This window comes from Achromobacter spanius, from assembly GCF_039673305.1.
In the GTDB taxonomy this organism is placed as follows: Bacteria; Pseudomonadota; Gammaproteobacteria; order Burkholderiales; family Burkholderiaceae_B; genus Achromobacter; species Achromobacter spanius_F.
Window position 1 is genome coordinate 86,528 of record NZ_JBDJLJ010000017.1, and the last position, 20,994, is coordinate 107,521.

The 20,994-nt window shown below is 65.7% G+C and carries 21 protein-coding genes; 12 read left to right on the forward strand and 9 right to left on the reverse strand.

The genetic code is table 11. The features are described 5' to 3' along the window. A complete protein-coding gene (locus ABE485_RS16090; RefSeq protein ID WP_346516265.1) occupies positions 1-1,599 on the forward strand; it encodes a GMC family oxidoreductase in 1,599 nt (532 codons plus the stop codon). A 63-nt stretch (positions 1,600-1,662) separates the two neighbouring features. Here the strand turns inward: ABE485_RS16090 and ABE485_RS16095 are convergent, their stop codons facing one another. From ABE485_RS16095 to ABE485_RS16115, 5 genes are read right to left on the reverse strand one after another with little or no spacing between them, the layout of a single operon-like run. Next, positions 1,663-2,676, reverse strand: coding sequence for a proline racemase family protein (locus ABE485_RS16095; protein ID WP_346516266.1), 1,014 nt, complete (start codon positions 2,674-2,676; stop codon positions 1,663-1,665). 35 nt (positions 2,677-2,711) lie between these two features. Next, positions 2,712-3,503, reverse strand: coding sequence for an ABC transporter permease (locus tag ABE485_RS16100; protein ID WP_346516267.1), 792 nt, complete (start codon positions 3,501-3,503; stop codon positions 2,712-2,714). Then, positions 3,500-4,348 (reverse strand): ABC transporter permease, encoded by an 849-nt coding sequence (locus tag ABE485_RS16105; RefSeq protein ID WP_346516268.1) that lies wholly within the window; start codon positions 4,346-4,348, stop codon positions 3,500-3,502. Before ABE485_RS16105 ends, ABE485_RS16100 begins: the two co-directional genes overlap by 4 nt. Beyond that, positions 4,345-5,391, reverse strand: coding sequence for an ABC transporter ATP-binding protein (locus ABE485_RS16110; RefSeq protein WP_346516269.1), 1,047 nt, complete (start codon positions 5,389-5,391; stop codon positions 4,345-4,347). The genes ABE485_RS16105 and ABE485_RS16110 overlap by 4 nt, the downstream gene beginning before the upstream one ends. 7 nt (positions 5,392-5,398) lie before the next feature. Next, positions 5,399-6,451: an ABC transporter substrate-binding protein gene (locus ABE485_RS16115; RefSeq protein WP_346516270.1), complete on the reverse strand. Its 1,053-nt coding sequence runs from the start codon at positions 6,449-6,451 to the stop codon at positions 5,399-5,401. Between the two features lie 140 nt (positions 6,452-6,591). Between ABE485_RS16115 and ABE485_RS16120 the strand changes: the two genes are divergently transcribed. The 6 genes from ABE485_RS16120 to ABE485_RS16145 all read left to right on the forward strand — a co-directional run bounded on the left by ABE485_RS16120 (position 6,592) and on the right by ABE485_RS16145 (position 11,296). Beyond that, a complete protein-coding gene (locus ABE485_RS16120; RefSeq protein ID WP_346516271.1) occupies positions 6,592-7,674 on the forward strand; it encodes a GlxA family transcriptional regulator in 1,083 nt (360 codons plus the stop codon). A gap of 63 nt (positions 7,675-7,737) precedes the next feature. Beyond that, positions 7,738-8,448: a glutathione S-transferase gene (locus tag ABE485_RS16125; RefSeq protein ID WP_346516272.1), complete on the forward strand. Its 711-nt coding sequence runs from the start codon at positions 7,738-7,740 to the stop codon at positions 8,446-8,448. A gap of 160 nt (positions 8,449-8,608) precedes the next feature. Next, positions 8,609-9,952 (forward strand): methyl-accepting chemotaxis protein, encoded by a 1,344-nt coding sequence (locus tag ABE485_RS16130; protein WP_346516273.1) that lies wholly within the window; start codon positions 8,609-8,611, stop codon positions 9,950-9,952. 120 nt (positions 9,953-10,072) lie between these two features. After that, positions 10,073-10,297 (forward strand): DUF1653 domain-containing protein, encoded by a 225-nt coding sequence (locus tag ABE485_RS16135; protein WP_346516274.1) that lies wholly within the window; start codon positions 10,073-10,075, stop codon positions 10,295-10,297. 5 nt (positions 10,298-10,302) lie between these two features. Further along, positions 10,303-10,914, forward strand: a complete 612-nt coding sequence (locus tag ABE485_RS16140; protein ID WP_346516275.1) for a 3'-5' exonuclease — start codon at positions 10,303-10,305, stop codon at positions 10,912-10,914. A gap of 25 nt (positions 10,915-10,939) precedes the next feature. Next, positions 10,940-11,296 carry a nucleotide pyrophosphohydrolase gene (locus ABE485_RS16145; protein ID WP_346516276.1) on the forward strand — a complete coding sequence of 119 codons (357 nt, stop codon included), beginning with the start codon at positions 10,940-10,942 and terminating at the stop codon, positions 11,294-11,296. A gap of 29 nt (positions 11,297-11,325) precedes the next feature. Here ABE485_RS16145 and ABE485_RS16150 read toward each other — a convergent pair whose 3' ends face one another. Further along, positions 11,326-11,616 (reverse strand): antibiotic biosynthesis monooxygenase family protein, encoded by a 291-nt coding sequence (locus ABE485_RS16150; RefSeq protein WP_346516277.1) that lies wholly within the window; start codon positions 11,614-11,616, stop codon positions 11,326-11,328. Positions 11,617-11,713: 97 nt separating this feature from the next. Here ABE485_RS16150 and ABE485_RS16155 point away from each other — a divergent pair, with 97 nt between their 5' ends. From ABE485_RS16155 to ABE485_RS16165, 3 genes are all read left to right on the forward strand, one after another. Then, complete coding sequence (locus ABE485_RS16155; protein ID WP_346516278.1) at positions 11,714-12,100, forward strand: hypothetical protein; 387 nt, start codon at positions 11,714-11,716, stop codon at positions 12,098-12,100. A gap of 370 nt (positions 12,101-12,470) precedes the next feature. Beyond that, positions 12,471-12,947 carry a hypothetical protein gene (locus ABE485_RS16160; protein WP_346516279.1) on the forward strand — a complete coding sequence of 159 codons (477 nt, stop codon included), beginning with the start codon at positions 12,471-12,473 and terminating at the stop codon, positions 12,945-12,947. Between the two features lie 44 nt (positions 12,948-12,991). Beyond that, positions 12,992-13,675: a hypothetical protein gene (locus ABE485_RS16165; RefSeq protein WP_346516280.1), complete on the forward strand. Its 684-nt coding sequence runs from the start codon at positions 12,992-12,994 to the stop codon at positions 13,673-13,675. An 8-nt stretch (positions 13,676-13,683) separates the two neighbouring features. On the opposite strand, the gene ABE485_RS16170 is transcribed toward ABE485_RS16165, so the two are convergent. Together ABE485_RS16170 and ABE485_RS16175 are read right to left on the reverse strand one after the other, a co-directional pair. Further along, the gene (locus tag ABE485_RS16170; protein ID WP_346516281.1) at positions 13,684-16,098 is read right to left on the reverse strand and encodes a DUF3772 domain-containing protein; all 2,415 of its coding nucleotides are present in this window, start codon (positions 16,096-16,098) and stop codon (positions 13,684-13,686) included. Between the two features lie 225 nt (positions 16,099-16,323). After that, complete coding sequence (locus ABE485_RS16175) at positions 16,324-17,250, reverse strand: LysR family transcriptional regulator (RefSeq protein ID WP_346516282.1); 927 nt, start codon at positions 17,248-17,250, stop codon at positions 16,324-16,326. Positions 17,251-17,492: 242 nt separating this feature from the next. Between ABE485_RS16175 and ABE485_RS16180 the strand changes: the two genes are divergently transcribed. Continuing rightward, positions 17,493-19,010, forward strand: coding sequence for an acetyl-CoA hydrolase/transferase family protein (locus ABE485_RS16180; protein WP_346516283.1), 1,518 nt, complete (start codon positions 17,493-17,495; stop codon positions 19,008-19,010). A 140-nt stretch (positions 19,011-19,150) separates the two neighbouring features. Here the strand turns inward: ABE485_RS16180 and ABE485_RS16185 are convergent, their stop codons facing one another. Continuing rightward, positions 19,151-20,080 carry a LysR substrate-binding domain-containing protein gene (locus tag ABE485_RS16185; protein ID WP_346516284.1) on the reverse strand — a complete coding sequence of 310 codons (930 nt, stop codon included), beginning with the start codon at positions 20,078-20,080 and terminating at the stop codon, positions 19,151-19,153. 123 nt (positions 20,081-20,203) lie between these two features. Between ABE485_RS16185 and ABE485_RS16190 the strand changes: the two genes are divergently transcribed. Further along, positions 20,204-20,506 carry a hypothetical protein gene (locus tag ABE485_RS16190; RefSeq protein ID WP_346516285.1) on the forward strand — a complete coding sequence of 101 codons (303 nt, stop codon included), beginning with the start codon at positions 20,204-20,206 and terminating at the stop codon, positions 20,504-20,506. Positions 20,507-20,994: the final 488 nt, after the last annotated feature.

Here is a 20,994-nt window from a genome sequence, read left to right on the forward strand (position 1 = left end):
ATGGGCGACTACGATTTCATCATCGCCGGCGGCGGCACCGCCGGCTGCATCCTGGCCAACCGGCTCAGCGCCGACGGCAAGTACCGCGTGCTGATGCTGGAGGCGGGCCAGGAAGCCCGCAGCATGTGGATTCCGATCCCGGCGGGCTTCTCCAAGCTGCTGGTGGATCCGGACTACAACTGGCGGTTTTCGACGGAACCCGAAGACAACGTCTACGGCCGGACCATCGCCGTGCCGCGCGGCAAGGGCGTGGGCGGCTCGACGCTGATCAACGGCATGATCTACGTGCGCGGCCAGCCCCAGGACTACGACGGCTGGGAGGCCGCGGGCGCGGCCGGCTGGGGGAGTGCCGTCGCCGAGCGCGTCTTTCGCAAGATAGAAAACTACCGCGCCGGTGGAGACGGCCGGGGCAAGGACGGGCCGATGTTCCTGGAAGAAGTGTCCGAGCGCTTCCCGGTGTCCGATGCCTTTCTGCAGGCCGCGAGCCAGGACGGCCAGCCTTTCAACCCCGACTACAACAGCGGCAACCAGGAAGGGGTGGGCTATTACCAGGTCCTGCAGCATCGGGGGCGGCGCTGGAGCGTGGCCGACGGCTACATGAAGCCGGCGGCCGGGCGCAGGAACCTCAGCGTGGAATGCGGCGCGCATGTGACGCGCCTGGTTTTCGAGGGCAAGCGCTGCGTGGGCGTGGCCTACCGCAAGAACGGGCAGGAGCACACGGTGCGCGCGCGCCGCGAAACCCTGCTGTGCATGGGCGCGGTGCAGTCGCCGCAGCTGCTGGAGCTGTCCGGCGTCGGCAATCCGGCCTTGCTGAAGTCCCACGGCATTGCCGTGGTGCATGCGCAGCCGCAGGTGGGCGAGAACTACATCGACCACTTCGCCACGCGCATGAACTGGCGCGTGAAGGGCACGGTAACGTTGAATGAGATGTCGCGCGGCTGGAGGCTGGCGCAGCAGGTGGCGCGCTACTACCTGCGCCACAAGGGCATCCTGACGCTGGGCACGGGGCTGGTGCATGGCTTCGTCAAAAGCGCGCCGGAACTCCCCACGCCCGACGTGCAGTTTTTCTTCGTGCACGCCAGCTACGCCAATGCCGCCGAACGCATCCTGGACCGGCACCCCGGCATGACCATCGGCGTGGCGCAACTGCGGCCCGAGTCCGTGGGATCCATCCACATCAAATCCGCGGATCCGCTGGCCGGTCCGTCCATCCGCCCCAACTTCCTGTCCGCCCAGGTGGATCGCGACAGCCTGGTCGGGGGCATGCAGGCGGCCCGCCGCATCGTGGGCCAACCCGCGATGCAGCGCTATGTCGAGGCCGAGGTCAGCCCCGGCGCCGCCGTCGACAGCTACGAAGCATGGCTGGATTTCGCGCGGCACAACGGGCAGACCATCTATCACCCGATCGGCACCTGCCGCATGGGGTCGGACACGGCCGCCGTCACCGACGTGCGACTGCGCGTGAATGGCCTGTCCGGCCTGCGCGTGGTGGATGCGTCCGTGATGCCGAAGATGGTCTCCGGCAACACGCAGGCCGCCGTCATGATGGTGGCCGAGCGCGGCGCGGAAATGATCCTGGAAGACGCGGCGCGCGATTAGGCCGGCGCGGCGACGGCCGGCGGGCGGGTCTTCAATCCCCGCCCGCTGGCTTGCCCGCCGGCCTCAGCGGATCAGGAAGCCCGCGCCAACGGGGTCATTCTTGTCGATGACCCACCGCGCCGTGCCCAGGATGCTGGCCGTTCCCTTGACGGTGGGGCGCACGGCGCGTGTGCCGTTCAGGTCCACCTCGCCCAGCAGGCAGCCTTCGAACACGCCGCTGCCCAGCAGTCCCTCGGACTTGATGGGCTGGTTCAGGCCCATCTTTCCGCGCGCTTCGAACATGGCCATCATGGCGCTGGTGCCGGTGCCGCCGGGCGACCGGTCAAGCTGTCCGGCGCTGAACACGTGGACGTTCTTGTAGAACGCGCCTTCGATCGTGGGCTGGTGCCAGAACGTGATGAAGTTCAGGTTGTTGATGTGCGCTTCGGTCGGGTGCTGGATGCGCTGGCGAGCGTTCAGTTGATCGCGCACGATAAGGCCCATGCGCGACAGCTCGGTGCCGTTATCCGGGGAGATCCGCAGATCGCAGCCGGACAGGTCCACGATGCCGAAATAGTTGCCGCCCCAGACGATGTCGGCCGACAGCTTGCCGTAGCCGGGCAGTTCCACGGGAATATCCTGCGCGGCCACGTAGGCCGGCACGTTCTCGAAGCGCGTCCACAGCACGTTGTCGCCTTCGGATGCCACTTCGGACACGACCAGGCCGGCGGTGGTCTCGAAGCGGATCTTGGTGATGCCGTCCTGGCCGCGCGCGACCAACCCGTTGGCCACCATGGCCATGCTGACGGCGATGGTGCCGTGGCCGCACATGTGCGAATACTCGGTGCCGTCGATGTAGATCAGGCCGGCGTCATAGTCAGGGCTGGACGGCGGCGTCAGGAAAACGCCGAACATGTCCTTGTGGCCGCGCGGTTCGCGCATCAGCGCGCGGCGCAACCAGTCGTAGTTCTGCTCCAGGAACGCCCGCTTTTCCAGGATGGTGGATCCTGCGGGGTAGGGGATACCGCTGTGCACGATGCACAGGGGCTCGCCTTCGGTATGGGTATAGATGACATCGAACGCGTCTTGCTTGCGCATGACTGTAGCTCCAGGCTAGAGGAAGATAAGAAGGGTTACTTGCCGCGTTCGGACAGCATGTCCAGCCCGACGGTCAAATCCAGGATGACGATGGCGATCACCGCAACTACGATCGTGGCGCCCGATACGGCTGCGATGGTCGGGTCTATCGTGTATTGCACATAGTTGAAGAGCTTCACGGGGATGGTGTTCAGGTCCGCCGTGGTGTTGAAGATGGAAAGCTCCACGTTGATCCACGACGAAATGAACGCGAAGATGGAACCGGTCACGATGCCGGGCCGGATCTGCGGCAGGACCACCAGGAAGAACGTGGTCCAGGGATTGGCGCCCAGGTCCGCGGAGGCCTCTTCCAGCGCTCGCTGTTCCGGCGTCAGCAGGGTCAGCGTGGACCGCAGCACGAAGGGCGCGATGATCACGACGTGCCCGATCAGCAGCGACAGAAAGCTGCGGCTCAGGCCGAAGTACGCGCCGTACTGCAGCAGCGCCGCGCCCAGCACGATATGCGGCAGCACCAGCGGCGACATCAGCACCGACGTCAGGGCGGCTTTGCCCGGGAAGTCATGGCGTGCCACCGCCAGGGCGGCCGGCACCGTCAGCAGCACGGCCGCGACCGTGGCCGCCAGCGCAAGCAGGGTGCTGGTCGTGAACGCCGCCACATAACCGGCCTCGATCAGCAAGGTGCGGTACCAGTCCAGCGTCCAGCCCTGCGGCGGGAACGCCAGGTAAGGCGTGGCGGTGAACGACGCGCCCAGGATGACGACGAGCGGCAGCGCCAGGTAGGCCAGCACGACCAGCGCAATCAGGCGGATGAGGTGGCGGGCGATCATCGCGCGGCTCCAGGCAGGGCGGCCGCGCGGTTCGCCAGCGCAACCAGGATCAGGGTGAACGCCAGGAGCACCATGCTCAGCGCGCCGCCGTAATGGAAGTCGAACACCGTGCTGTATTGCTGGAAGATAAGCATGGACAGCACCGAGATGCGGCCGCCCGACAGCAGCGCCGGCGTGACATAGGCGCTTACCGCCAGCGTGAAGACGATGATGGCGCCGGACACCACGCCGGGCACGGTCAGCGGCCACGTGACATGCAGGAATGTGGCGGCCGGACTGGCGCCCAGGTCGGCCGAGGCCTGCTCGCATGCGGGGTCCACGCGCGCCAGGGCGTTGCCCACCGCCAGTACCACGAAGGGCAGGAGCACGTAGACCATGCCGATCAGGATGCCCAGCTCGGTGCCGATGAAACGCACCGGGCGGTCCGACGCGCCGGCGGCCACCAGCGCCTGGTTGACCAGCCCGTTGCGGCCCAGCAGAACCATCCAGCCAAAGGCGCGCACGATATTGCTGGTAAAGAGCGGCACCACCAGAAGGATCACGCAGAACCGGCGCCAGGCCTGCCAACGCACCACCCGGACCAGATACCAGGCCAGGGGATAGCCCAGGATGACGCAAATGATGGTCGTGAAGAATGCCAGCCTGAACGTCACCAGGATGACATCCCAGTGATACTGGTCGGCCAGCACGCGCGTGTATTGCTCCAGCGTCAGCGTGACGCCGTCTGGCCCGCCCGTCACGCTGGCCAGCGCCACGACCGCCAGGGGCGCCAGGAAAAAGGCCGCGAAGAACAGCACGGGGGCCGCCAGCAGCAAACCGGGAGAGAGCCAGCCGCGGGCGTTCATGGTTGCTCGCCGATCAGGTGCAGCCGTTCGGGCAGGAAGGCCACGCGGACGGTGGCGCCCGGAACCAACCCCGACGGCGCGATCCCGCCGTGGCGCGCCACCAATATTTGCCCGCCGATGTCCACGTGGATCAAGCTGTGGCTGCCCACATTGATCACGTCCGTTACGGCGCCCGTCAAAGCCGTGTCGATGTCGTCCACCAGCCGCAGGTCTTCCGGCCGCAGCACGGCCACGCCGCGCACGGGCGCGGCTCTCGCGTGCAGCGGAATTCGCAGCCCCTGCGCATCCAGGTGCAGCGCGCCGTCGCGGGCGCTGAACGCCAGGAAGTTTGCGTCCCCGATGAACTCCGCCACAAAGCGCGTGGCGGGTTGCCGGTAGATGTCCGTGCCCGAGCCGACCTGCTCGATCTTCCCGGCATGCATCACCACCACCCGATCGGCCATGGTCATTGCCTCTTCCTGGTCATGTGTGACGAAGATGAAGGCGATGCCCAGCCTGGCTTGCAGGTGCTTGAGCTCCAGTTGCATGCGCTTGCGCAGCTTCAGGTCCAAGGCGGACAACGGTTCGTCAAGCAGGAGCAGCTTGGGCTGGTTGACGATCGCTCGCGCCAGCGCCACGCGTTGTTGCTGTCCGCCCGACATCTCGCGGGGATAGCGCGCGCCGAAGTCAGCCAGTCCCACCTGGTCCAGCGCGGAACGGGCCCGCTCGGCTGCATCGGCGCGCGAGGCGCCATGGCGCCTTGGGCCATACGCCACGTTCTCCAGCACGTTCAGGTGCGGGAACAGCGCATAGTTCTGGAACACGGTGTTCAGGGGCCGGCGATGCGCGGGCAGGCGGCTGATGTCCTGGCCCTCGATCAGGATGCGGCCGGACTCCGGCTGCAAGAATCCGGCGATCGCGCGCAGCAAAGTAGTCTTGCCGCAGCCGCTGGGGCCCAGCAAGGCCACGAACTCTCCCTGGCGGATATCCAGGTCGATGTGGTCCAACGCCTGGTAGGCGCCAAAGCGCATGGACACGGCTTCGATGGTTAGCAAAGCGGACATGTTGACCCTAGCGCTTGCGGGCGACCTGGCGGTTCCACGCGTCGGTGACTTCGGCGCGGCGGCCGTTGATGAGGTTCCAGTCAAAAAGGCTGAGGTTCTTCACCGAGCCCTCGGCGCCCCAAGGCAGCTTGCGCGCGACATCCGGGGAAACCTGCACATCCTTGACCGCGGGCCCCAGGTACAGGCGCGTGGCCAGGCAGGCGGCGGCGTCGGGCGTCAGGGCCGTATCGATGAATTTCTGCGCGGCTGCGGGGTTCGGCGCATTCTTCACCTGATGTAGCCGCGCGTCGGTGGCCCACGCGCCTTCCTTGGGCACCGCGAAGCCGATGGGCAGGCCCTTGTCGATCAGGTCCCAAGCGCCCACGTTGAAGTGGGCGCCGATGATGGCTTCACCGCTCTGGTAGGCATTGGTGGCCGCGCCGGAGCTGTCGAAGAACAGCGCCGTGTCCAGGGACGCCAGCTTGGCGTACAGCGGCCCCAGATTGGAGGGATCGATGGCCCAGACGCGCGCGAGGAAGAACACGAAGGGCACGCCAGAGGAATTCGCCGGCGACGGTACGGCGATGGCGCCGGCGTATTCGGGCTTCCACAGGTCCTTCCAGCTGGTCGGTGCCTGCTTCACTTCCTTGGTGTTGTAGGCGATGCCCAGCGAGTAGTAGCCGGTGCTGACGGCATAGGCCGCGTCGCCGTTCTTGTAGACGCCCTGGTCGATGACGTTTTTCAAGTTGGGGATCGTCGAGGGATCCAGTTTCTCCAGCACGCCGGCCTGCTCGGCCAGTTCGCTGATGCCGCCGTCCATCCAGGCCACGTCGATGGTGGGCGCGTTCTTCTGCTGCTGAAGCTTGGCCAGCGTCGTGGTGGAGGTGCCGACTTCCGGCACCACGGTCACACCCGTGGCCTTGGTATAGGGCTCGGCGACGCAGGCACGGAAGGCGTCGCCCCAATTGCCGCCATACCAGGCGACGGTGATCTTCTGCTGCTGCGCGTGAGCCTGGACGGACAGCAGTAGTCCGGCTCCCAGCAAGGCGGCGCTCAGGGCGCTGCGGGTCAGTATTGCCATGTCGGATTCCCCTTGTGAATTTGTCGGCGCTGGACCGTTGGCGCCGACGAGCGACGCCATCCGGCAGCACACCCTCATCTTGGGCGATCCCCGGGAAAACCAGCTTGAAGGCATGGGACAAAAACTTGAATAATTGCGTCATGAGTTCCGTGCCGACCGCCTCGTTCCCGCCGCTCTCCTATGAAGAAGGCGACGGTGATCAGCTTCAGGGAAAACCCGCGCTGACCATCGGCATCGTGCTGCTGGACCAGTTCACGCTGGCCGCCTTTGCCGGCCTGGTCGATGTACTGCGCCTGGCGGGGGACCACGGCGGCCGCAGCAGGCAGATCCATACCGCGTGGCGCGTGATGAGCTGGGATGGCAAGCCGCGCTGTTCCAGCGCCGGCCTGACGATCGATGTCGTGGACAGCCTGCCCGACGACCCCACGCAGTTCGACTACGTGGCGGTGTGCGGCGGCAACGACTACATCAACGGACGCATGCCGGAGCGGCTGCGCGAGTGGCTGCGGCGGGCGGCGGCGCAGCGCGTGCGCCTCCTGGGAATCTGTACGGGAACTTTCGCCCTGGCCCAGGCGGACGTGATCGGGCCGCGCACCGTCTGCGTGCACTGGAATGTGCTGGACGTCTTCCGCGAACGCTTTCCGCAGACACGGGCCGTGGTCGACCGCCTGTTCGTGGACGAAGGCGATTTGATCTCCTGCGCGGGCTCGACGGCTGCGATCGACCTGGGTCTGTACCTGGTGGCGCGGCATTGCGGGCGCGACAAGGCGCAGCAGGCCATGCGGCACATGATGCTGCAGGGGGTTCGGCCTGGCCGGGTGCCTCAGGCGCATTTTCACACCGACCTGTCCGGCATCCAGGACCTGCGCGTGCGGCAGGCCGCCCACTTCATCGAGCAACGCATCGACAACCCGCCGCCGCTCGACGCCATCGCGCGCTACGTGGGTGTGGGACGCCGGCAACTGGAGCGCGCCTTCCGGCTGGCCACCGGCATGTCGCCCATGTCCTTTCAACGCCAATTGCGACTGGAGTATGGCAGTTGGCTTTTGCTGAATAACCAGTGCACCATTACCCAGATCGCGCTGGACTGTGGGTTTGCGGATGGCGCGCATTTTTCGCGGGAGTTCCGGGCGCATTTCGGCCAGTCCCCCAGGCAATATCAGCAGGCGCATGGCCGCCGAGCCGTGGAGCAAGGTGGCGACATGAGCGTATTTTCAGTCTAGGCCCGCGCTGAACTGCCGCCAGCGTGAACAGGCCATGGCCCTTGTCCATCGAAAGGAGACCGTATGACCTACGACCTTTGGTATTGGAATGGCATCCCCGGGCGCGGCGAGTTCGTGCGCCTGGCGCTGGAGGCTGGCGGTATCCCCTACCGCGAGCGCGCGCGTGAACCCGGCGCCGATGAAGGCACCCTGATCGACGACATGCAGTCCGCGCGCAGGCATCCGCCTTTCGCTCCGCCCTATCTGGTGGCGGGAAACATCACGTTGGGGCAAACGGCCAATATCCTGCTTTTCCTGGGCGAAAAGCACGGCCTGGCGCCGGAGTCGCTGGAAGGCCGACTGTGGGTGAACCAGTTGCAGCTCACCATCGCGGACATGGTGGCCGAGGCGCACGACACGCATCACCCCATCTCGGCCAGCGAATACTACGAAGACCAGAAGGAAGAGGCGGCACGCCGCGCGCGCGTATTTCGCGAGGAGCGCATTCCCAAGTTCCTGGATTATTTCGAACGGGTATTGGACGGGCCGCAGGCGTGGCTGGCGGGGGGCAAGGGCTGGACCTACGTCGACCTGTCGCTGTTTCACCTGGTCGATGGCCTGCTGTATGCCTTCCCCAAGCGCATGGGAACGCTGGCCGCGCATTATCCGAAGATCTTTGCGCTGCATGAGCGGGTCACCCAGCTTCCCGAACTGAAGGCCTATTTCGACAGCGGCAGGCGGCTGCCGTTTGGCGAGGATATTTTTCGCCAGTACCGCGAGCTGGATGCGCCCTAGGTCGGGATTTACCCGGGTGTGCGCAATCGCCACGCGTCCCTTTGTTTTTGCCGCTCCTCAAGAAAAACCGTTGAGAGACGCTAATTTTTAGGATTAAATAGTTTCCATTAGATACATGAGTGCCAGGTGCGCGCGGCAATCCCATCTCCTGGAGGTCTCCATGCTTGGTATTACCCTGGACCGCATTTTTCGTGGAAGCGGCGCCTTGCGCCAAGCGGACCTGGACGGCCAGATCGCGGCCATCCACAAGTGCCAGGCCGTCATCGAGTTCGATCTCGAAGGCCGCGTCCTGATGGCCAACCAGAATTTCCTGGACACCATGGGTTATGCGCTGGAAGAGATCCAGGGGCGGCATCACCGGATGTTCATCGATCAGGCCGAGCGCGGATCGGCGGCCTACGCAGCGTTCTGGGACAGACTGGGACAGGGCGCGCACGACTCCGGTCGCTACCGCCGCATACGCAAGGACGGCACGGATGTCTGGCTGCAGGCGTCCTACAACCCGATTTTCGACAGACGCGGACGGCTGATCAAGATCGTCAAGTACGCCACCGACATCACCGGCCAGCAGCATCGCCAGGCCGACTCCGAAGGGCAACTGGCGGCGATTTCCAAGGTGCAGGCGATCATCGAGTTCGAACTCGACGGCACCATCATCCGCGCCAACGACCTGTTTCTGCATGCGATGGGCTATCGTGCCGACGAAGTGCTGGGCAGGCACCACAGCATGTTCGTGCCGCCCGAAGAAGCCATGGGTGCGGCGTACAAGGATTTCTGGCGCAGGCTGCGCAACGGCGAACACGACACGGGCCAATATCTGCGCGTGGGCAAGGGCGGTCGCCAGGTCTGGATCGAGGCCAGCTACAACCCCATCTTCGATGCGCAGGGCAGGCCGTTCAAGGTCGTGAAGTTCGCCACCGACATCACCCGCCGCTTTACGGCCGCGCAGACGCTGCGCGTCGCCGTCCAGGGCCTGACGGAGAACGCCGAAAGGGCCGGGCAGGCGAACAACCTGGCAAAAGAAGCGAGCAGCATCGCGGAAACGGGCGGCCAGACCGTGCGCGACGTGGTCACGACCATGGGCGAGATCACCGCGAGTTCGCGCCGCATTTCCGAGATCATCGGCGTGATGGACGGCATTGCGTTCCAGACCAACATTCTTGCGCTCAACGCCGCGGTCGAGGCGGCGCGCGCGGGCGCGCACGGCAAGGGGTTCGCGGTCGTGGCAGCCGAGGTCCGCAACCTCGCGCAGAGCAGCGCCGCGGCCGCCAAGGAGATCAAGGGCCTCATTACGGCGTCGGTCGAACAGATCGAAGGCGGCGCGGTGCTGGTCCGGTCCGCGGGCGACACGATGGAAGGCATCGTGTCGTCGTCGCGGCGCGTCACGGAAATCATGGCCCAGGTCGTGGAAGTATCCCTGGCGCAATCGGCCAAGCTGGGGGGCGTCACGGAAGACATCACCCAGATGAGCGCGGACGCGGGCGAGAGGCGGCGGGCGGCCTAGCGTGCAATGCGGCAATGGGCGCCGGCGTCAGTGCGCTATAAAGACGGCATTGTCTGAATCCTTGGCCCGGGGGCAGGAGTCTCTTTCCATCCCGGGCCGCGCCATTTGCAGCAGCCGTCCATGACCGAATCCGAAGCCCTTGCCCTTGCCACGCACCGCCACTATAAAGGCGGCCTTTACCGCTATGTGGGACTGGCCCGCCATTCCGAGACCGAGGAATCCCTGGTGGTGTACGAACACCTTTGGCCGCACGCGCGCGGCCTGTGGGTGCGGCCCGAGGAGCTGTTCTTCGGAAAGCTTGCCGACGGCTCGCCTCGGTTTGCAGCCCTGCAGCCGGCGGAGTAAGGCCCGTGACCTTCTTTTACCGACGCACGCGCGCCAGCGGAACCGGACCCGCCCGGCCGGCCCCGCGGGCCCAGGCCGCGCTGACTGACGCGCTGCAGGCGCTGGGCGGTCCTTTCATCGTCGCCGACCTGGAAACCACCGGCCTGTCGACGTCCAGTTGCGAAATCCTGGAATTCGCGGCGGTCAGGGTGGGGGTCGGGGGCGTGCTCGAACGCGAGTACACGCAGGTCGTGCGCACCTGCGGTCCGGTGCCCTCGTTCATCTCGCGTCTGACCGGCATCACCCAGGCAGAGGTCGAGCGCGACGGCGTGCCGGTCGTGCAGGCGTTTTCCTCGTTCCTGGATTTCGTCGAGGACCTGCCTGTGTTTTTCCACAATGCCTCGTTCGACAGGCGCTTTCTCGGTGCCGCGGCCGACCAGACGGGACTGCCGTTTCCGAACGCCACGCATTGCACCCTGGCGCTGGCGCGACGGGCGTGGCCGGAGCTGCCCTCCCATAAGCTCGATATCCTGGCGCGTCACGTCGGCGCATCGCAGCCGACCCACCGGGCCCTGGCCGACGTACGGACCACGGTTGCCGTGGCGCTGGCGGCCAGCGCGCGCCTGGCTGCGTCCTGATCCGCCGCTGAATTGGGGAACGCCGATGTCAGACCTGCAAGAAATCAAACTGGCCTTGCGCCGCTTCACGGCGGAACGCGAATGGCAGGAGTTTCACTCGCCCAAGAACCTGGCGATGGCCCTGGCGGGCGAAACGGGCGAACTGGTTTCCCTGTTCCAGTGGCTCAGCGAAGACCAGTCCCGCCATCTGCCCGCTGAGCAACTGGCCGACGCCGCCGATGAAATCGCGGACGTGCAGATGTATCTGGTGGCGCTGGCGGATCAGTTGGGCGTCGATATCGCGCAAGCCGTCGCCGGGAAGATGGTCAAGAATGCCGGGAAGTATCCGGCCGACCGCTTCCGGCGCAGCGCGCGCAAGTACGACGATCCGCCGCAAGACTAGCGCAGGGGCGCGCGAATGCGTCCGGCGCGTCAGATCACTTTCTGTTCGTGATGCACCTGGGGCGGTTCGACGAAGAAGCCCGCCACCAGCTTGCGCCATTCCTGGAAGTCGGTGGATTCGCGAAAATCCACCATGTGGTTTTCGACCGTTTCCCAGGCCACCACCAGCGTGTAGCGCTGCGGCTGCTCGATGCTGCGGTACAGCTCCATGCCGTGGCATCCGCGGGCGCGCAGAAAGAGCGGTTTCGCCTGCGCAACGCCTGCTTCGAACAGCGCCTCCTGTCCTTCGCGGACATGGATGCTGGCAATCTCCTGGATCATGGCGGTGTCTCCAAATCGGGTGGGGGCCGGAAGGCCGGAGTAGTATGGCTGAAAATTCCGCTTTCCGCGTCTTCGAATGAATCACCGAGCCGTCGCCTTGACTCGCCTCATTACCGTCCGCCTGCTCTGGTATGCCGGCGTCGGCGCCATCGCCCTGATGTCCCTGTTCCTGCACACGCAGTTCGGCGTGGCCGTGCTGCTGTCGGCGATCGCCATCTACATACCTTTGTCGATCCTCAGCTTGCCGCTCCTGGCCTGGCTGTGCCTGGCGCGTCCCGTCCGGGAGCCTGGCATGCCGCCCGCCTGGCCCGGCTGCGTGGCCGGCGTGGCCGGCATCGCGTTGCTGGCCAGCTACCAGGTGCTTGCGAACCTGACGCTGGCCGAATGCGGATTCCTGCTGGTCCTGGTGGCCGTGGACCTGTTGCTGGCCCGGCGCGAGACCATGCAGATCTGGCGCATCGCGCAGGCGCGCAGCAATTCCTGACCCTCGCGGCGCGCACCCGCATGCGCGTTAAGGATTTTGTGCGAGCCGAACGCGCTCGCCCCCATCCTTACAGCTGAATTCTTCCATTCGGGGCCTCGTTCCCGCGCTTTTCTCCTCGTCCGTATGCATGGCCGCGCGCGCGGCCAATCCGCATATTCAGGTTCGCGTAATACGCCACGCCATCATCCACAAAGCCCCGGTCGTTCGTTTAACCGATACCGACCTGCCTAGGACGGCGCAATCATTCCGTACCAATACGAAAGTCCCACGCTCCTATGCCCAGACGGGTGCAGTCCATGGGAAGTAACGGTCCGCGCCGGTCGGTCTCCGGCACCTGTGCATCCGTGCAGACGGATCAGGAGGAGCTCAAATGAAAAAGCTCGCAGCAGTCGCAGCATTGTCATTGTTCGCCGCATCGGCCTACGCTACCGGCCCTGGCCAGGTGGGCGGATCGGCGACCGTCCACGCCGGCGCCATCAACGGCACCGCCACGTCCATCTCCACGGGCAGCTCCGTGGTGGCCACCCAGGTCAACGGCTACGGCTCTTCCAGCCAGACGTCGTTCGGCAGCACGGGCGGCATCGCGGAAGTCGGCGGAAGCTTCAGCCGCGATGGAACGCAAGTCGTGACCAGCACGCGCCAGTACGCCAATAGCGAGTCCTACGGCCATGTGTCCGGCAACGCGCCGATCATGGTCGGCGACAGCATCGCCAACGGCGGGGCATCGTTCGGGCAGACCGAAACGAGCGCGTCGGCGACAGGAACGTTCCACGCAGCGAATGTCGGCGCGTTCGGGTCGATACACGGCATCGGCCCGGTGGGCCACGTCGTCGGGTTCAATCGCTGACCCAATTATCCGGACGGCTTCGGCCGTCCGGGCGAGGGGACATCATGAAGACCATAGTTCTAGCCATTTCCCTGTCGCTCGCCGCGGTGTCGGCCGGCGCGCAGACCAGCACCTCCAGTTCCACGACCTCGGCTTCCTCCGGGTCGACCAACGCGGGCAACAACCAGGGCATCACGCTCAATTCCAGCAATAGCGGGACCAGCACCTTGCGCAGCGCGCCGCCCGTCGGCGGACAGAGCTTCTACGGTTCGTTTTCGTCTGACAGCTGCATGGTGTCCGCCGGCGGCGGCGGGTCCGTGGTGGGCTTCGGCATGAATGTCGCGATTCCGATCGAGGACCAGAAATGCAGCCTGCGCCGCAACTTCGAGCGCACGATGCAGGCCGCGGCGTCCACCAAGGATGCGGACCGCTCGCGCCGCCTGGAAACGGCGGCCATCGATATCCTGTGCCAGACCGATGACCGCACCAAGGCGGCGCTGGTGGCGCAGGGCCTGTGCACCAATCCGGCCTTGACCACGGCCGATCATCGCTTTGACGGCGGGGCTGTCGCGCAGGTCGCCACGCCGACGCCGGTCCAGACCGTGAGCGCCGCGCCGCCCGCGCCGCAGGCGCCGGTCGTGCAGGGCTACCCGGTGCTCTCCGCCCGAAGCGCCACGCTGTCCGCGCCGCCGCTGCGCAATCCGCGCCTGGAGCGGCAGCAGTTCGCCGACTTTTACTCGCCGGGCTGAGGCGGCGGCTAGGTTGACGCGGGCGGCGGGACCGCGACGGGCGTGGCTGCCTGCACCGGTTCCGGCGCCGAAGCCAGCAACATCGTGGGCGGGGACGACACCTCGAGCCCTGCATCGTTCAGGCGCTTGAGCACGGTGAACAGCAGGGCGCTGCGCACGCCGTACGCCGCGCGGGGCGACGATACGTAGCCCTTGGCATTGAAAACCAGATGGCCCGCGTCGATGCCGTCCAGGAACACATTGGGCGCCGGCGCGTCGAGCACGTCCTCATGGTCGGCGAAGGCCTGCAGGATCAGTTCGCGCACTTGCTCCGCGTCGGTGGACAACGGCATGGGCAGCTTGATCTGGACCAGGCCCAGCGGATTGGAGCGGGTGACGTTGCGGACGGTCTTCGTCACGAACTCGGAGTTGGGAACGATCACCGTGGACCGGTCTCCCATCTGAATTTCGGTTGCGCGCACATTGATGCGCAGGATGTCGCCCTCCACGCCGCCCAGGGACACCCAGTCGCCCACCTTGACCGGACGTTCGGCCAGCAGGATCAGGCCCGACACGAAGTTCTGGACCACGGCCTGAAGGCCGAAACCGATACCGACCGACAGGGCGCTGGCGATCCATGCCACCCGTTCCAGGCCTATGCCTGCCGCGGACAGCGACAGCGCGACCGCCACCACGAAGCCGCCATAGCCGAACAGGGTCGCGGCCGACAGCTGCATGCCCGGATCCAGTTCCGTGGTCGGCAGGTAACGGTTGGACAGCCAGCGCTTGAGCATCTTCACGCCCAGCAGCGACAGGGCCAGCACGATCAGCGCCTGCAGCACCGCGCCGGGCCGGATCTGCGCCTCGCCGATGGCCAGTCCCTTGCGCAACTGGTCGAAGCGTTGCAGCAGGTCCATCGGCGCTTCGCCGAACGGAGCCAGCAGCAGGATGATGGCAAGCAGGGCAATGGCCACGCGGCCCAGCCCGGACAGCAGCACGGCCGCCTGGTCGCGCATGCTGGGGCCTTCGCCCTCGCCGCTGTCGCGGTGCGACGTGCCCAGCAGGGTGCTGAATCCGTCTTCGATCAGGGTGGACGCCAGATAGGCCGACGCCAGGATGATCAGGACCCACAGCACTTGCTTGACGAGGAAGCTGCCAAACGCCACGTAGCCCGCCAGCAGGCTGGCAAGGCTGACGATCAGCACGGTCCAGACGGCGGCCAGCAGCAGCGACACCCAGAGCGGAACGGGCGATCCGTCTTCCAGCATGGCCTGGCGCCGCAACCGGCGGCTGATGGCCAGCACCGCGCCCAGCATGGCCATGGTCAGCACGGCCACGATGCCCGTCAGCGTGATCGTCGTCGTCAGGCTGGCGTTGAGCAGGACCGGCAGCCGTTCGGCCAGCCAGATCATCACCACCAGCACGCCAAGCACGCCGGGCAGCCAGCGCAGCCGGGTGGCGACGATATCGCTGATGGGCGGCAGGCGCCAGGAAGGGCGGTTCGTGGACAGCAGCGCGTAGCCCAGCCCGGAGACGAATCCCCCGAAACAGACGGTCGCCACCAGGTTCGTCAGCAGCGAGGACGTGCTGTCGGACAGTTGCGATTTCCAGTCCAGGCCCGCCTGGATCAACAGCGCGATCACCCCGGGCGTGGCCACGGACAGGATCACCAGCGTCACGGCCAGGAACGATCTGCGCAGACGGCCGGGCGGCACGCGGGTGGAGGTCAACTGCAGCAGGAAGCGGCCCACCCAGATGCGCAGCGCGATCGCCAGCGCGGCGACGGCGGCCAGCAGCAGCCAGCCCCATTTGGGCGTCTGGCCGACGGCGGTCGACAGGTCATCGCGCAAGGCCTCCAAACGTTCCAGATCCCGCGGGAATTCCTCGTGGAATTCCGACCAGAACTGGCCGGACAGGAAGGAGTCGCGCCGTTCGCCCAGGCGCGCCTGGAACTGCGTGCGCCGCTGCGCCGATATCTGCTCGGCCGTCTGGCCGGCGTCCACGGACAGGAGCCTGGCCAGCTTTATCTGCGCGTCCAGCGCACGGCTGTTCTTTTCCAGTTGCGCGCGCTGCGCCGCCACGTCCGGCGCTTCTTTCGCGCCGTCGGGAGGGGTGCCCAGTTCGCTCAGCCGCGCCGTCACGCTGGCCAGCTGCGGCGTGAGGGCTTCCGCCGCCGCGTCTGCCTTGGACTGGATGTCCAGGGCGTCTCCGCGCTGCTTGACCAGCACGGCATCGTCGGTTTCATCGGCGATCCGCTTGCGCATGTCGTCGATCTGCTTGCGGGCGGCCGACAGCACGGCTTCGGTATCCGCGGGCGCGGCCGGCGGCGCCGCGAAGGCGGGCATGAAGCAGAAGGCCAGCAGCAATGCGGCAAGCAACGTCGCCAGATGGGAGGCGGTCGCGCGGCGGACGCGCGTAAGCAAGGTGTACGGAATCGGGGTCATGTTTTTGGGCGAGTCACTCGCGTCGAGGCGGCAGCATAGCAAGCCGCCGCCCCGGCCGTTGCAACAAAAACTGGTATTGCGTCCCCAGTTTTCTGAACGGCGCTTTTCCGGGCGAATGGGTAGGGCCCGGGCCAATAAAACAGGGCCGGATTCAGCGGCGGACTTGTCCGACCGTCTGCCGCCGCTGCTGGCCGCAACCCAAGTTTACGAGGCCAACGTTTGGATTCAACTCGGCTGGTGTTTTGGCGGGCGCACTGCCGGTTTCCTGGGCCCGCCAAGGACGGCATTGCAGACGTCCAGCCAGGCGCGGGCGGCAAAGGACAGATAGCCGGATTGCAGCCAGATATGGCCCACTTCCCATTGCATGCCGGATTTGGCCAGCTTTGCCGTGCTGAGGCCCCGGGTCTTCATGCGCTGCATCAGCGGCTCGGGCAGCAGGGCGACGCCCAGGCCGGCCGAAGCCATGGCCACCAGGAAATCCCAATGCGCGCTCTGCGCCGCGATGCCGGGCTGGAAGCCCGCATCGGCAAACGCCTGGCGCAAGCGGCGCGTGATCGCGAAATCGTCGGTCGGTATCAGCAGCCGCGCGTCGCGCAGCGCGCCAAGCGGCAGCGAGGTCTTGCCGGCCCAGGGCGCGTCGGGCGGACCGATCACCCAGATGGGATAGCTGCCGAATGCCTGCGCAGCCAGTCCAGCGTCGGGGGCGACGGGCAGGATGGTGGCGCCCACTTCCAGCTCGCCTTGCGCGACCAGGCTTTCCACCGCCTGGCCGGTGCCTTCGCGCAGGGTCAGGTGGATGCCTGGATGCAGTTCGCGGAACCGCTTCACGACCGGGGTGAACAGCAGATTGATCATCGGCGGAATGCCGACCTCCAGCGACCCGCGATCGAGTTCGGCGGTCTGGCGTAATTCCTCGGAAAGCTGGCGCATCGATTCCAGCACCTGCAGCCCCCGCTGATACATGACCCGCCCGGTGTCGGTGGGGCGCGCGGTGTGCCCGTCGCGGATCAGCAGGGGCGTACCGGCTTCTTCCTCGAGCTGGCGGATCATCTTGCTGACGGTGGATTGCGTCACGAAGAGCGACCTGGCCGCCTGCGTGAAGCTGGCGTGCCTGACCGTTTCCACGAAATACCGCAATGCGCGCACATCCATGCTTGCCGGCCCCTTCGCGCGTTGGCGAAAAACTCAAATGATGAAAAAAACGACTGGAATGGATGATTTTAAGTCATTACGAGATTTGCGCGCGGCTTCCTATACTGCCGAAAAATCGTTCCGTTGCCGGCTCGCGCCCGCAATGGGACTTCGGGAAACGCCGCGTCAGACGGCGCCTGGGCGCGCAAAGCGGCATCGCCGCGCCCGGCCGCAAGCTGTAGGCATTCAAATTTGGAGACACCATGCATCTCGACCGTATCCGCAACCCTGGACTGCGCGCCAAGATCACGTCCGCCGATCAGGCGGCTTTGCTGGTTCAGGACGGCATGACCGTCGGGATGAGCGGCTTCACGCGGGCAGGGGACTGTAAGTCCGTGCCGGCGGCGCTGGCGGCGCGTGCCGAGCGCGAGCCGCTCTCCATCACGCTGATCACCGGTGCGTCGCTGGGGCACGATACCGACAAGCTGCTGGCCCAGGCCAATGCCCTGGCGCGCCGCATGCCGTTCCAGGTGGATACGACGCTGCGCCGCAAGATCAACCAGGGCGAGATCGCCTTCATCGACCAGCATCTGTCGGAAACCGTCGAGCAACTGCGCGCCGGCCACCTCGGCCCGATCAACGTGGCCATCATCGAGGCCGCCGCCATCACCGAAACCGGCGCCATCGTGCCGACGATGTCGGTGGGCAATTCGGCCACGTTCGCGCAGCAGGCCGACAAGATCATCGTCGAACTCAACATGAGCGTGCCGGCCGCCATCGAGGGCCTGCACGATGTCTACGTTCCCGGCGACCGGCCGGGCCGCCAGCCCATCGGCCTGGTGTCGGTGGACCAGCGCATCGGCTCGCCCTGCATCGAGGTGGATCCCGAGAAGATCGCCGCCATCGTCGTCACGCACGAGCCCGACAGCCCGTCCAATGCGCTGCCCCCCGACGACGAGACGAATGCCATCGCCGGGCACATCAACGATTTCCTGCGCGCCGAAGTCGACGCGGGCCGCCTGACCAACGCGCTGCTGCCCCTGCAGGCCGGCATCGGCACCATTGCCAACGCGGTGCTGCACGGCTTTGAATCGTCGGACTTCGAGAATCTGACGATGTATTCCGAAGTGCTGCAGGACAGCGCCATCGAACTGCTGGATCAGGGCAAGCTCGCATTCGCCTCGGCCTCGTCCATCACGGTCTCCAAGCCCGTGTACGAAAAGATCCTGGCCAATATCGAGCACTACCGCGAACGCATCGTGCTGCGTCCCCAGGAAATCAGCAACGCGCCGGAGATCGTGCGCCGCCTGGGCATCATCGCGATCAATACCGCCCTTGAATTCGACATCTACGGCAACGTGAACTCCACGCATGTCGGCGGCACGCACATGATGAACGGCATCGGCGGCTCCGGCGATTTCGCTCGCAACGCCCATCTGGCGATCTTCGTGTCCAAGTCCATGGCCAAGAGCGGCGACATCTCCAGCGTGGTTCCGATGGTGTCCCATGTGGACCACACGGAGCACGATGTGGACGTGCTGGTGACCGAATGTGGATTGGCCGATCTGCGCGGCCTGGCGCCGCGGGAGCGCGCTCGCGCCATCATCCGCAATTGCGTGCACCCCTCTTACCGCGACGCCTTGCAGGACTACTTCGACCGCGCATGCGAACGCGGCGGCCAGACGCCCCATCTGCTTGAAGAGGCATTCTCGTGGCACCAGCGGTTCAACGAAACGGATTCCATGCAGCCCGCCGCCGCGTCGGCGCGCAAGGCCGCATAAGGCCGGCCTGAAGATTCACTGCCGCCGCCGCGGCGTCCGCCAGGCAATTCAAGCGAAGTGAATCCTGGGCGCGGAGATGCATTCCGCCGGGCGCCGCGTTTGGTCGAGGCAAGGCAGCGTTGCGCTGCCTTGCCTCTTTTTTATGGATTGCGCGGATCGTCCGGGTCCGGCGTGACCAGATTCCTGCGCGACATTTCCAATTCGTCGCGCAGCCATTGCTTGAATGCGGCCAGCGGAGCCCAGTCCTTCAGGCTGGGCCGGTAGACCAGGTGATAGGTTTGCGCCTGTTCATAGTGCACGCTGATGGGCGAAACCTGGACCAATCGGCCGGCGCACAGGGCGTCTGCGGCCAGCAGTTCGCGCCCGAGCGTGATGCCCAGCCCTTGCTCGGCGGCCTGCAGCATCATTCCTGCGTCATTGAAGGACGCTACCGGCGTGACCGGGACGCGCAGCCCGGCGGCATTGAACCAGTGCTGCCAGACTTCGCGTTCGCCCAGCAAAGGCTGCCGCGACAGGGTTTCCGGCGAATTGTCGGGTAGTGAGGCCATCGTTTCGGGCGAAGCCAGGACGATGAGAGGCAGGGGCATGTCAAACAGCGGTTCCGATTCCACCCCCGCCCACGGTCCCCGGCCAAACCGCAGCGCCGCATGAAATCCGTCCCGCAGCAGGTCCACCACCTGCTGCGACGTTTCGATCTCGAGGGCCAGTCCCGGATGCCGCGCCCGCCACCGGGACATGCGGGGCAGCAGCCAGCGTTGTGCAAAGGACGGCAACACCGATACGCGCAGGCGCTGCTCGCTCCCCGTGACGGCTGCGCTGGCCGCCTGCACGCCCTCATCGAGCAGCGCCATTGCGCCTTGCACGCTGCATAGCAGGGCGGCGCCAGCGGAGTTCAGCACGATGCCTCGGCCGCTGCGTTCGAAAAGCGGAAATCCCAATTGTTCTTCCAGCACCTTGATCTGCTGACTGACGGCGCTGTGCGTGAGGTGCAGCCGTTCCGCTGCGGCGCGCAGGTTCTGCAGTTCGGCGACGACGCGAAAGGCGGGGAGGGTATTCAGAGGCAGGCGCATGGGCGGGTGGGTTGGGTTTGCTTATTGGTCATCGTAACTTACCGATAATGCCAAAACAATTCGATTTTCAGCCGGACAATGGGCGAATACGCTTACCAAACGGATAAAGCGAAGGAGCCCATCATGTCTACGCAGAGCTGCACCCCGACTTCCCCCCTGTATTGCCCGCCTTACTCCACGGTTCGGGCGGCGCCGGAACCTGCGCTTGCCGTATTGGAAGCGGCGCAGGCGCCAGGCCAAAGCTGGCTTGGCCGGATCTGGGGCGCGTACCGCAAGTGGCGCAGCGAAGCCCGGATGCGCAACCTGGCTGCGCAAATGGACGCGCACCAGTTGCAGGACGTCGGCGCGCCCCAATGGCTGGTGAACGAAGCAACCGTAAAACGCGACCTGGAACGGTTGCGCAATGCGGACTACCTCCGCTGGTAGATTCTGCCTGCAAGCATTGCGGTCGTTCGACCGATCCGGGCTGACTGGCGCCTCTGTCTCTATATGTGATTGGTGTTTGTCGCGACAGGTTGGTGTTAGCCTCTACCGCTTCTATATATAGATTGGCGTTTGCCCCCTCTAGCGTTTGCCCCTTTATATAGGCGACAGCGGCTGGTAACAGCTGCGACGTATGGCTGGGGGCGAGGCCACTTCCAGGGGCGCGGATGTCACCGCACGGCAGAAGCCGCGGCTTGTTCCTGGTAAGGGAACAGCCGCAGCCTCTGCCATGCGTGCGAAATCTGCCGACCGATTTGTTCCCCCGGCATGACAGCTCCAAAAACTGTGCTATAGTCTCGCTCCTTCGCAGCTCAAGCAGTTTTTGAACCGCGAAGCCAAGCAAGTGCAACAGGCGCCAAGGGTTACCCGGCAACGCCTGCCGCAAAAGCGATCAGCGATGAAAGCCCAGCGGTTATTGCAAGGATTGGTGC